This window comes from uncultured Caballeronia sp., assembly GCF_964243625.1.
GTDB lineage: Bacteria > Pseudomonadota > Gammaproteobacteria > Burkholderiales > Burkholderiaceae > Caballeronia.
In genome coordinates, this window is the sequence record NZ_CAXTGZ010000093.1 from 2,615 (window position 1) to 15,217 (window position 12,603).

Sequence of the window (12,603 nt, forward strand, 5' to 3'; positions counted from 1 at the left end):
TGCTGCTCGAAACCCGCCCGTTCCCAGCCGGTTCAATCTGAATGATGCTAAGTGAGCCTTGAGCTTATCGAGTCGAATTCTTGCTAGCTGGGCGCCGCGTTTTTTCTCTTATGGCAATACCCAGCCCCGCTGGATGAGGATTTTAAACATCGGTCGATACACATGAGAAGTCACCGCCACGATGAATTGAACAGGACGCCGCCCTGTATTTGCCAGAACCCAGGCGCTCAAGCCCGACACAACAGCCGCGCCGACTATGTCCATCGGGAAATGCACGCCAAGATAGATCCGCGACCACGACACCGGTATTCCGAGCAATGCAAGCGCAGTTCCAATTGGACGCGTGCGTTTATATGCCAGGAGGCTGAAGGCTGCGCCCCACAAACAGGTTAGATGATCGCTTGGGAAAGACGCATCAGGCGAATGCGCCATTAAATTGGTGCCGAGACCAAGCACGAACGGCCTCTGTTGCGGCCACGCAATCCCGATGATTTGTGCGGCCACCAGCGCCACACCCGTCGACAACGCAGCCTCCACCATGTGGTGACGCAACACGTCGTTTCCGCGAAGCCATCCCGAGATCAATGCAAGCGGCGCCAACCATATGGCATATACGGCAAATATGTGCGCCATCTCAACGACAAATGGTATTGGACGGGAAGAGGCGTTGATCAAGTAAAACAGCCTTAGATTTAACGTGTTCATCGCGTGTGAGAAGTAAGGGGAACGGTGGCATGGTACGGACCGAAACTTATCGAACGCTTAGGTGCCCTAATCCGCCGCCACGCTTGCACTAAAGCTGACGACAAACCGCTTCCAGGCGGGCACCGTCAGCTATCTGGATCTCGTCACAGCGCAAACCATCGCGAACGACAAGCGCGCACGTGGACAGACCGCCGCACGCCGACTCGATGCCAGCATGGCCCTGATCTGCGCTCCGGCAGGTACGCGACAAACCGGCGCCGGCAGCAGTCACTGATCCCAAGGCTACCGTCAAGCAGCGGATCGCAGCGTTGGCCGTACGACGTCCCTTTATGCATGCTACTTCGCTAACGCTGCGATCTGCCTGAGCCGGCGAGCGAGCGCCTTTGAAACCACAGGCGCCTTGCCGCCCTCACCCGCTTCAGCCGCCGCCTCACTCTCGCGCAAGAACATGACTACCTCACGCGCCACCGTTTCCCGCTCGTTGTCCGATGTAATCATGTGATACGAATCGTCGAGATAGATCGTGCGGATGAACGTCGACGCCAGATGCGAACTGACAAATCTCGCATTGGCGGGGCTGGAGGTTTCATCGTCGATGGCATGGACGATCAGGCAGTCGGCGCTCACGCCCGGCACGATCCGGCGAACGCTCCGCGCGAGGCGGCTGGCTTCGTGCAGTGCATTCAAAGAGATGGTCGCCGGACCGACTTCGCTGAGATCGCCTTTGAGCATTGCGCGAGCCACTTTCGAGCGTAACGCCTCGTTGCGAAGACCGAAGGGTTCCTGCTCGCGATACCGCCATCTGTTTCGAAGCGGCGTGAAATAGGCCCAGCCCAACAAGAACCGGTACCAGGGAATCGCCCAGCCGTCGTAGTCAAGCGTCACCGAAAGCAGAGCGACGGACTTTGCCGATGGCCGCTTGCTGACCAGGGCCATTGCGAGCGCCGCTCCGATCGACAAGCCGCAGACAGAGACGTGCGTGTACCGGCAACTCAGCGCGTCGAATTCACTTACAGCGGCGGCGACCCAGGCTTCCATGCGCTGTTCACGCGTGCCGGCGCTATAGCCCGGCAGCACCGGCGCGACCGTGGTGAAGCCTTCGCGATGCAGTGCACGGGCGAGGAAACGCATTTCCAGCGGTGAACTCGACAGGCCATGCAGCAGGAGAACGGCGTGATTGCCGGCTTCGAGATGGACAGGTTTGCCTTCAGTCAAACGGGCTCCCCGACGCGGCAGACGATGAAATCGCCAACGTGCGTGTTGAAACGCTCGCACGCGCAGTCGACCGCTTTTTCGGCGCCCCCTGCCAGGGCAAGACGCACGCGGTATGTGCCCGCATGCATGATTGCTGCCAGTCGCCTGAGATCTTCAGTTGCGACCTTCTCGTACAGAAAGCCGGGTGCAACGGCCGCCGGGATGCCGGCGCCATCGCCGTTATCGCCCAACACCGCGCTGTGCTTGCGATCGAGCGCCTTGATCAGCACAATGTCATGGTGATAATGCGGCAAATGCCGCAGCAGCCGGTGCGTTTCGTCGTTGCCGCGGATCGCGATGGCACGCTCGTTGTCCAGACGCAGCAGCATTTCGTAGCGCGACTGCGCAACCTGCCCAAGCAGCTCCGCCTGAAATTGCGCTCGCCGCAAGCGCTCGATCAGGCAAATGACGAGGATGGTGACCACCGGGTAGGAAATGATCAGCGCAAGATCAGATTGATCGAGTACGTCGAACTGTCCATACGGCGGTACGAACAGGTAATCAGCGATTCCGAGGCCGAGTAGCATGACCACGCATGCGGGTGCAATGCCGAAATAATATTCAATCAACGCCGCTGCGATACAGAACGCAGTGCCGGGCATGATGGGGCCAATGATCGGGTGCAGCAGCCAGCGCACGCCACAGGCAACCACGAGCGACAACGCCGCGAAGAGCCATGGCCGCGCGCCTCCCCGCGCCCAGCGCCTTGCATTTCTTATTCTCATGATGCGATGTATGGGTTGCGTTTTCACAAACCTCGACCGGTGAAAACGCGGGTGAAACGGAAGAAACTGCTGTTGGCGAACTCCGTCAATTCCCGCTCGAGCATAGCGTCGCGTTGCTTAAGGAACGCTTACGCGAGCAAAACATCGGAAAATCGGAAATGCGTTGACTACGTGTGATGATTGGTCGGATCGTTTCGACGAAAGAAAAGACGGGACGACGCAGACGCGTCAGGCCGGCACTGTCGGCAACCGGTTCAGCCTGATGCTCAATCCTGGTCCGTCGGTCCGGTTGCTCACGCAGAGCTCCGCGCGGTGACGCACCGCGATGCTCGATGCAATTGCGAGCCCCAGACCACTGCCTTGCTCCTTCACCGAAGCCCCGCGGTAAAAACGGTCGAAGACGCGTTTGATTTCGTCGTCGGCAATGCCGGGGCCGGTGTCAGCCACCTCCAGCGACACCCCTCCGGTATGCGTGTCGCGCTTTAGCACGACATCGACCCGGCCGCCCCTCGGCGTATAGCGGATGGCGTTGTCGACGAGATTGTTTAGAAGGATGCCCAGCGCCTGTTCGTCGCCAAGCACGCAATACGCATCATTCCCGCTGCCCGGCCCTGCTGGTCCATGCGCGTCAAGACCGAGGTCAATCTGCTTGGCCTCGGCCAGCAACGACAGATCGGATACCGATTGCTCGGCGACACAGCGCAGGCTCACGGGGATCATGGACTTCTCATGCGACGCGTCCTCGCGCGCCATGCTCAGCAGTTGTTGCGCCAGGTGAATGATGCGGTTGACGCGCCCCTCGAGACGCTCGACCACGCGCGCGTCGGAGCTGGCGAATGCATCGCGTTTCGCGGCCTGCAACTGCAATTTGAGCGCGGTCAGCGGCGTGCGCAACTCGTGCGCGGCATCGGCCACGAAGGTGCGCTGCGCCTTCGACGCCACGTTGAGTCGCTCAAGCAGATCATTCAGGGCGTCGACGAGCGGTCGAATCTCGACCGGCACCCGATCGTCGATCACCACCGGATCAAGCGACTCGATCGAGCGATTCGCCAGCGCCCGCGACAAGCCACCGATTGGCGCAAGTCCGCGGGCCACGATCAGCAGCACGAAAGCAATGGTGACGGGCACAAGCAACGCTAGCGGCCACAACGTGCGTAGCGCAAGACGCGCCGCGAGGTTGTCACGCACTGAATAAGGTTGTGCAACCTGCACATAGCGGCCCGCTTGTTGCACGCCAAAAACACGCCAGCGATATTCATTGCGCTCGATCGTCCGGAATCCTTCAGAGAGCTTCGGCAGCACCGGCTCCTTCGCAGAGTGATAGACGAGCGCGCCGGCCGCATCCCAGATATCGATGGCAATCCGGTCGTCGGCCAGGTCCTTGAAATCGTGCTCGCGCTGCTCGGCGCCGCTGGTTGTCGCGATGTTCGCGGGCATCGACAGCGCCACAGTTCGCAGTTCATAGTCGAACAGCTCGCCCGCTTCATGACGCGCGGAATGGAAGATGCCGTAGCCTGCGATCAGACACGCGACGGCGAGGCCGAAGATCAGCCAGCCGAGCAACCATCGCCGAATGGACTTCATCCAAGCCTCTTCAGGCGGTAACCCACGCCGCGAATTGTCATGATCTCGTGCGTGCCGATCTTTTTACGCAGGCTATGGACATGTACCTCGATGGTGTTGCTGCCGACTTCCTCGCCCCATCCATAGAGCTTTTCCTCGAGCTCCGGGCGGCGAAACACGCGCGTCGGCTCTTCGATCAACGCCTGCAACAACGCAAATTCCCGCGGCACGAGCGGCAGCTTTACGCCTGCTTTCGTGGCTTCGTGCGAAGCCGGATCCAGCGCCAGGTCGCCATGCGTATAGACCGGCTGCTTTTGTCCTGTGCGCCGGCGCAACAAGGCACGAATCCGTGCCGCGAGTTCATCGATATCGAATGGTTTCATCAGGTAATCGTCCGCGCCTGCGTCGAGGCCGCGGATGCGTTCGTCGACAGCATCGCGCGCAGTGAGGATGATCACTGGCGCCGCCCCGCCGGCGCGGCGATAGGTGTTCAGCACCTCGATGCCGTCGCGTTTGGGCAAGCCGAGGTCGAGCAGTACGAGGTCATACACGCCATTGGCAAGGGACAGGTCGGCGGCCCGCCCGTCAGCGGCGTGATCGATGGCGTAGCCCGCCCGGCGCATGAAGTCGACAACCGTCTCGGCAATCATGTCGTCGTCCTCAACCAGTAGCAAACGCATCGAATTTTCTCCTTTTAAGGAACGCATTGTCCGGGCTTTTAACTTAAGCGTTCCTTAAGCACGCGATTCGTAGACTCGCCCCGTCTGACTCGTCGGCGCGCCACTGCGGCGCGTTGTTCTTCTGCATCGGGATCCTACTTGGCGATTCTATCTTCATGCTTGTTCTTCGATCATTGCGCCTGTGCGGATCTGCCGTGGTCGTGGCGTCATTCGCCGCTTGTACGTGGTATCACGCGGATCCTCTCAAACCTGTCAACACCTCGACCAGTCAGGACAGCGTCAAGCGGATCCGTATCGATCCCGCCAGCATGCCGCTCCCGGAGCTTGCCACGCATACCTTTGACCCATCGGATGGTCTCGACATCGGCGAGGTCGCAATGCTTGCAGTCGCCAACAACCCTGACCTGAAACTTGCGCGCGACGACTTGGGAATTGCCCGGGCGCAAGCGTTCTCTGCAGGCTTGCTGCCCGACCCGCAACTGGCTGTTTCCAGCGATTATCCGGGCGCGGCAGGTGCAACACGCGCATTCAACTATGGGCTGAGCATGGATGTGCTTGCAATCCTCACGCGCAGCGCCAACAAGCAGTCCGCCGATGCAACCGTGGCGAAGACGGATCTCGGCCTGCTATGGCAAGAGTGGCAGGTCGTGGCGCAAGCACGCCAGTTATTTGTCAAAGCACGTTTTGCACAGAGCACGCTCCCCCTTCTTCAGCAGCAACGCGACCTCTCCCGCATGCGTTATGAACGCATGGCTGCCGCGCAACGCGAAGGAAACCTGACCGAGGACACGCTCACGGCGGCGCTGACCTCTTACTCCGATAAAAGAAAACTTTTTACGGACGCTGAACGTGCAGCCGAACAGACCCACCACGACCTGAACGCGCTGCTGGGATTGTCGCAGACGGTGCAACTGCAGCTCGTCGGAGATTTCAACGACACCACCCTCACCGACTCAACCCTCGACGACGCGCTGGAGGCATTGCCACAACGCCGGCCCGATCTGCTTGCGCTGCGCGCGGGCTACGACGCGCAGGAACAGAAGTACCGTGCGGCGATCATGAGCCAGTTTCCAACGCTGACGGTCGGCTTCAACCGGGCGCGCGACACCTCGAACATCTACACGACCGGCTTTCAGATCAACCTGAGCCTGCCCCTCTTCAATCGCAATCGCGGCAATGTGGCAATCGAGCAAAGCACCCGGCAACGGATGAAGGACGAATACCAGGTCCGCCTCAACCAGGCGTTCGCCGACGTGGACCACCTGCGCGCCGACGGCGCCATCCTTTCCCGCCAGCTCGCAGACGCCGAAGCTGCATTGCCGGATGCCGAGCACGCAGCGCGGCACGCAAGCGCGGCCTTTGCCCAACACAACCTGGCGCTGAGCGCTTACACCGACGCGCAAGCCGCCGCCATAACGAAGCAAGTCGATATCGCCACTTTGCGCGAGTCCCTGACCGAGCAGCGCATCGGCCTGCAGGCGCTGCTGGGCGGCGCCATTCCCGACGCATTCTCAAACGATCATTCGTGAGCGCACTCATGCAGACAATTTCCTCCGCCGTCCGGCGGGCCCTGATTTGCGCGCTTGGCGTCTCGCTCGGCGCGCACGCTGATGACGTCACCGTCCAGGTGCAGACCATCCCGGTGCAGCGTGGCTCGATTGCCCAGCCGGTTCGCGGCTACGGCGTCGTTGCCGCCACGGCAGCGAACCTGACATCGGTCAGCGTTTCTTATGTCGCGCGGATCGTGCAGCTTCGCGTCCAAGCAGGACAAAAAGTGACACGCGGCGATCCGCTTTTCGTGGTGCAGGCCGATCCTGCTGCCACACTTGCGGCTACGCAGGCGAAAAGCGCAGCGACACTCGCCCAGGGTGAGCTCGCGCGCACGCAAGCGTTGTACGACCAATCGCTTGCCACCACCTCGCAACTCGCCATGGCAAGAAAAGCACTGGACGACGCCCGGCAAGCGCTCGCCGCGCAGATGGGCACGGGCATTGGCAATGGCAATGCGACCGTGAAGTCGCCGGTGGACGGTGTGGTCATCCAGGTCACCGCCGGGCAGGGCGAGCAGGTTGCAGCGGGCGCGCCTGTTTTGCAACTGGCGGCATCGAATAGCCCGGACGCAATGCGTTCGAACGTTACGCTCGGCGTGGAGCCATCTGGCGCCACGTCGGTCCGTGCCGGCGACGCCGTGACGCTGCATGCCCTGTCAGCATCCCTCGCGGACACCGCCGTGACCGGCCGCGTGGTGCTGGTTGGCGCGGCCATCGATACCCAGACGCAGTTGCTCGATATCGGCGCGGCCGTGCCGGTCAGCGGTACGCCGCTGATCCCGGGCACGAAGGTTTCCGCCGATATCGCGACTCGCACGGGCGTCCACTGGATCGTTCCGCGCGCTGCCGTGCTGAAGGACGACAAACACGCGTACGTCTACCAGCTCGCGAGAAACAACAAGGCGCACCGGATCGACGTCGCGACGGTGATCGAAAACGGCGATCGATACGGCGTTGACGGCGCACTCGACGCCACACTGCCGCTCGTTGTCAGCGGCAACTATGAGTTGAAGGACGGCATGACCGTCCACGCTGCCGGGGGCGCCGCCCAATGACGTTCGGCTCCTGGATGCAAGCTCACAGGCGTTCGCTGCTGTTCGTGATCGCCCTCCTGGCTATTGCGGGCACATTGACGGGGTTGCAGTTGCCCACCTCGCTCTTTCCCAACGTTGCGTTTCCGCGCGCGGTGGTTTCACTCGATGCCGGCGACCGTCCCGCCGAACAGATGGCCACGCTAGTCACCACGCCGGTAGAAGAAGCATTGCGACGCGTGCCCAACGTGCGCGATGTCACATCGAAAACGAGTCGCGGCGCAGCCGAAATCTCGATCAACTTCGACTGGGGGACGGATATGGCCCAGGCGACCCTGCAGGCGCAATCGGCGATCAGTGAAATCCTTGCGACGCTGCCCCCAGGCACTTCGATGCAGGTTCGCAGGATGGACCCGACCGTGTTCCCGGTGCTGGCATACAGCCTGACCTCGGCCCAGCAGTCGCTGACCGTGTTGCACGACCTGGCGCAATTCCAGATGCGCCCCATGTTGTCGTCGGTTATGGGCGTCGCGCGCGTGGAAGTCACAGGTGGTGCGCAAGACGAACTCGAAGTCGCCATCGATCCGGCGCGGCTGGCGGTCTACAAGTTATCCGCGGCGGACGTCGCCCGAGCGATTGGCGCGAGCAACGTGCTGATGGCGACCGGCCGTATCGAGGACCACGACAAGCTATATCTCGTCATTGCAAACTCGACCGTCACAAGCGTGGCCGCGTTGCGCAATGTGGTCGTGTCGAGCCCCGGCGCCAGCCAGATCCGTCTCGGTGAGATCGCATCCGTCACGCAGGGCACGTTGCCGCAATGGCTGCGCGTGACCGCGGACGGCCATGATGCAGTGCTGCTCAACATCTATCAGCAACCCGGGGCGAACAGCGTTGCGATGGCCGCCGCAGTCCGCGCCCGTCTTCGATCATTTCGGCAACAGATGCCGCCCGGTGTCAAGCTGGCAAACTGGTACGACCAGAGTGAACTCGTGGTGGCCTCGGCAACCAGCGTGCGCGACGCGATCCTGATCGGCGTGGTGCTGGCGGCGCTCACGCTATTCGCCTTCCTGCGCAACTGGAAGATCACGGTCATCGCGGTGGCCCTCGTACCGGTCGTGATGGCGTCGACCATCCTGTTGCTCGACGTTTTCGGCATGGGCTTCAACATCATGACGCTCGGTGGAATGGCTGCGGCGGTCGGGCTTGTGATCGACGACGCGATTGTGATGATCGAGCATATCGTGCGGCGGATGCGCGAAGGCGGCGGACGGCCGTTCCAGGGCCGCGTGATGGCCGCCGCGACGGAGTTCACGCGCCCGCTCGCGGGATCGTCGTCGGCTACGCTGGTCATTTTTGTTCCACTCGCGTTTTTGTCAGGCGTAACCGGGGCATTTTTCAAGGCGCTCTCGGTCACCATGGCAAGCGCCCTGTTCATTTCTTTCCTCGTCACTTGGCTTGCCGTGCCGATACTATGCGATCACTGGCTCACGGCAAAAGACGCGAAAGAACATCGCGAAACCCCTTTTGCACGATGGATAAACCTGCGATACGACAAGCTCGTGAAACGCGTGGCGACGCGCCCTTTGTTTGTTCTCGCCGGATTGATCCCGCTTGTGGTCGTGGCTGTATTGGCCTTTACGCGGGTCGGCAGCGGTTTTATGCCGTCCATGGATGAAGGCGGATTCGTGCTTGACTATCACACCGAACCCGGGACCTCGATCACCGAGTCGGACCGGCTGATAAAACAGGTCGAGGCAATCATCAGCGCGAACCCCAACGTTGCAACTTACTCGCGACGGACCGGCGCCGGGCTTGGCGGCGACCTGCAGGAACCCAACAAGGGCGATTTCTTCGTGAAGCTGAAGCCGGGCAAGCGGGAGCCTATTGATACGGTCATGGAAGAAATTCGTACGTCCATCGAATCACACGTTCCCGGCGTTTCGTTTGAACTGGCGCAACTCATGGACGACCTGATCGGCGACCTCACCGCCGTGCCTCAGCCAGTGCAGATCAAGATCTTTTCCGATGACCAGATTACGCTTGATGCCACGGCCAGGAAGGTCGCCGCGGCCATCGGCAAAGTACAGGGAATCGTGGACGTCAACGACGGCATCAATCCGGCCGGGGACGCGCTGGAATTGCACATCCTGCCCGAAGCTGCGGCCGCCGAGGGCATGGACATCCAGAGCATTGCGCAGGCTGTGTCGGACATGGTGGAAGGGAACCTGGCGACGCAATACCAGGTTGGACCGAAGACCATTGGTATCCGCGTGCGCGTGGCGGGTGCTCTGCACATGACCGATACCGCACTCGGCGAGCTACAGATCCGTGCGCCCGATGGTCATCTCTTCGCGCTGTCGCGCGTGGCCGAGCAAGTGGTGGTCACGGGTCAGCCCGAGATCAGCCGCGACAACCTCAAGCGCATGGTCGCGGTGACGGCTCGTATCGATGGACGTGATCTGGGCTCGACCGTCGCCGGTGTGCAAAAGCTGCTCGATGGCAAACAACTATTGCCCGCCGGCGTGTATTACGAACTGGGCGGGCTTTATCAGCAGCAACAGATCGCGTTCAAGGGTCTGATGACCGTGTTCGGCGCTGCCGTGGCGCTGGTGTTCGCCCTGCTTCTGTTTCTCTACGAGCGATTCGTGATTGCGCTCTGCGTGCTCGCCATGCCTCTGCTTGCGACGGGCGCGGTGTTCATCGGCTTGTGGCTGACAGGCATCGACTTGAATATCTCGGCCATGATGGGGATGACGATGATCATCGGCATCGTGACCGAGGTTGCGATTTTTTATGTCTCGGAGCTGCAGGGATTACTCAAGGAAGGCATGCCCCTGAGTTACGCCATCGTGACAGCAGGCGGCAACCGTTTGCGCCCGATCGCCATGACAACGATCGCAGCAATCCTCGCGCTGCTGCCGCTTGCGTTTGCACACGGCCAGGGCTCGGCCATGCAACAGCCGCTCGCGATTGCGATCATCTCGGGGCTGATCATCCAGATGCCGCTTGTGCTGTTGCTGCTACCGGCGTTGCTGAAGCTGTTTTTAAAAGAGAAGACTGCCTTCTAAAGTGAATCTGCGACGTCGAACGGATTGTTCAAAGCTGGAAGAAGCCGAGTCGTTCAGCCGCAGGATTCACCGACGCTCGGTTTGGAGACAAGACCGTGTGGTGACGGGTCGGTCAAGTGCGTCGCCGGCATGCAGCACGAAGCGACGCACTCACGTTGCATTCAATGCACAGAGAACACTGAGATACCGCCGTTCGGGAACGCCGCGCTGCCCGCTTGGAACGGCACATAGACCTGGCCTGACGGACCATCGACTGCGACCGAATGTGCACCTGTGCCAACAGCGACCTGAGCGACGATCGTCCGACTAGTGCCATCTACAATTGCCATCTCCGGGGTGAACCCCGATGCCGCCGCCGTGCCGCTCGTCACCCAATGTCGCGCGGGCAGGAAATAGCGATTCGATGTTTTGTCATAGGCGATCTGGTCGACGCCGCCAAACGGTAATTTGGCCAGCACAGCGCCACTCGTGCGGTCGAGGATCAGTGTTATCAGCGGATCGCCGGCGCCAGGATCGCAGCCCACCATGACATCCTGATTCGGTCCGAGTGCAAGTCCGGCTGGTGCGCACGCGCCGAGGGGAAAAGCTTTCGTCACAGCTGGTTGTCCCGCGGTCACCGAGCTCGCGGGGATGAGGTCAAGCTCGCCGTCCGGATTGACTGCCGTACCGTCGTTGTTGATCAGGAAGCTCTTCGTGCTGGCGTCGTACTCGCATGCCTCGAGGCCCGACGAACCGTTGAAGTTCAGCTTCGACACGACAGCCTGCGTGTCCGTGTTGATGAACGTAAGGAATGGTGGCGTGTCTGCCGGATTCGCCACTGCAACGAGGTGGTCGTCCGGATCGAAGCACCCTTCATCGGTGCGATTACCCGTGGTCGCGATCGGGATGGACTTAGTAAGAGTCTGACTAGAAGTATTGAAAACCTTGACGCCATTGACGTCACCCGCATACAGCGTGCTCGTCCCTGGCAAGCCTATCAGGCCATCCGGCCCGGAATCCGTGGTTGTTGCGCCATTGCCGGCAAAACCACCCGGTATCTGTGCGATGAGCTTGTTGGTGGTCGTATCCACGACATCGATGGCCTTGTTGTTCCGGTCCGCCAAGAAGTATTTGCCCTGGTCTGCGTAGCTGATGTCGAAACTGAACGCAGGGCTTACTGAGTTGGGCACCGCAATGTTGGTTATCAGATGGGGCGTCGAACCGCCGCCGTTGTCCGAGCCACCGCACGCGGCGAGCAGCAGAGCGACCATCGATCCGGCGGCGACTAATGCGCCGTATTGCTTTATCCGTCTTTTCATTTTTGTCTCCTGAAATGGCAATTGGGTATTCCCAGCTGACCGGCATGCGCGCCTGCCGTCAAATCGATCAACGGGAAGCATTGGATCAACACTCAGAAAAAATGCTCATGGTTATTTAAAAACTTCGCGACGTTAATGCGTTTAATACATCAATTGCTTATCGCCGATCAGACCCGACAATTAAAAATCCGGGACAATCTCCTGGTTGTCCGGAAAGACCATCTGATAGGAATCACGCAAGTTGATCGGATCGGGGATGTTGAAGCAGCGCAATAGACAGTGCGCCGACGTACGATGCTTGAGGCTCCCTTAAGGGACGCTTAGCTCGATACGGGGCGTTAATGTTGCAATAATCAAGCTGAAAGAACGCGGCACGCGTACGTAACCGGATGTCCCTGATTCCCGGAAAACAGACGACGTCGACGCTCGCATCATCGATGCCCGTCACGGCCTTTCGCCAGTAGAATATGGAGGCGCGTGCTCTCTTGTTGTAACGCTACACACACCACCTTCGACGCAGCGCCATGACTCGAGTCTAAAGATGCGCCTCCGGATCATCCCCTGAGCAACCGATGGTCACGAACAGAGCCTGAATCGCCGCGAGTGCCAGTTCCATATGCGCACTCGTCGCATACGACGAGGCTTGAGATAACAAACAAGTCGCCTGCTCAATCCCCTCGAACGCTCGCTGCGTGTCATTGATAAGCCGCATCACAGACACGAAAA

General features: G+C 60.5%; 10 protein-coding genes. 3 read left to right on the forward strand and 7 right to left on the reverse strand.

What is annotated here, in order from left to right; all coding sequences use genetic code 11:
* Positions 1–108: 108 nt before the first annotated feature.
* The 5 genes from ACFFAR_RS08905 to ACFFAR_RS08925 form a co-directional block, all read right to left on the reverse strand.
* A complete protein-coding gene (locus ACFFAR_RS08905; RefSeq protein ID WP_375507773.1) occupies positions 109–675 on the reverse strand; it encodes an undecaprenyl-diphosphatase in 567 nt (188 codons plus the stop codon).
* Positions 676–1,041: 366 nt separating this feature from the next.
* Positions 1,042–1,920 carry a carboxylesterase gene (locus ACFFAR_RS08910; protein WP_075357533.1) on the reverse strand — a complete coding sequence of 293 codons (879 nt, stop codon included), beginning with the start codon at positions 1,918–1,920 and terminating at the stop codon, positions 1,042–1,044.
* Positions 1,917–2,684: a DUF4118 domain-containing protein gene (locus tag ACFFAR_RS08915; protein ID WP_174364551.1), complete on the reverse strand. Its 768-nt coding sequence runs from the start codon at positions 2,682–2,684 to the stop codon at positions 1,917–1,919. Before ACFFAR_RS08915 ends, ACFFAR_RS08910 begins: the two co-directional genes overlap by 4 nt.
* Positions 2,685–2,912: 228 nt before the next feature.
* The gene (locus ACFFAR_RS08920; protein ID WP_174364552.1) at positions 2,913–4,268 is read right to left on the reverse strand and encodes an ATP-binding protein; all 1,356 of its coding nucleotides are present in this window, start codon (positions 4,266–4,268) and stop codon (positions 2,913–2,915) included.
* Entirely contained in the window at positions 4,265–4,927 is a 663-nt protein-coding gene (locus ACFFAR_RS08925) for a response regulator (RefSeq protein ID WP_375507774.1), read from the reverse strand. The genes ACFFAR_RS08920 and ACFFAR_RS08925 overlap by 4 nt, the downstream gene beginning before the upstream one ends.
* A gap of 155 nt (positions 4,928–5,082) precedes the next feature.
* Between ACFFAR_RS08925 and ACFFAR_RS08930 the strand changes: the two genes are divergently transcribed.
* From ACFFAR_RS08930 to ACFFAR_RS08940, 3 genes are read left to right on the forward strand one after another with little or no spacing between them, the layout of a single operon-like run.
* Positions 5,083–6,456 carry a TolC family protein gene (locus ACFFAR_RS08930; RefSeq protein WP_375507775.1) on the forward strand — a complete coding sequence of 458 codons (1,374 nt, stop codon included), beginning with the start codon at positions 5,083–5,085 and terminating at the stop codon, positions 6,454–6,456.
* A gap of 8 nt (positions 6,457–6,464) precedes the next feature.
* Complete coding sequence (locus ACFFAR_RS08935) at positions 6,465–7,532, forward strand: efflux RND transporter periplasmic adaptor subunit (RefSeq protein ID WP_174363960.1); 1,068 nt, start codon at positions 6,465–6,467, stop codon at positions 7,530–7,532.
* Positions 7,529–10,579, forward strand: coding sequence for an efflux RND transporter permease subunit (locus ACFFAR_RS08940; RefSeq protein ID WP_174363959.1), 3,051 nt, complete (start codon positions 7,529–7,531; stop codon positions 10,577–10,579). Before ACFFAR_RS08935 ends, ACFFAR_RS08940 begins: the two co-directional genes overlap by 4 nt.
* Positions 10,580–10,740: 161 nt before the next feature.
* Here ACFFAR_RS08940 and ACFFAR_RS08945 read toward each other — a convergent pair whose 3' ends face one another.
* Together ACFFAR_RS08945 and ACFFAR_RS08950 are read right to left on the reverse strand one after the other, a co-directional pair.
* Positions 10,741–11,877 carry a YncE family protein gene (locus ACFFAR_RS08945; RefSeq protein WP_375507776.1) on the reverse strand — a complete coding sequence of 379 codons (1,137 nt, stop codon included), beginning with the start codon at positions 11,875–11,877 and terminating at the stop codon, positions 10,741–10,743.
* 535 nt (positions 11,878–12,412) lie between these two features.
* A partial coding sequence (locus tag ACFFAR_RS08950; protein WP_375507777.1) for a hypothetical protein occupies positions 12,413–12,603 on the reverse strand: 191 nt, incomplete at its 5' end.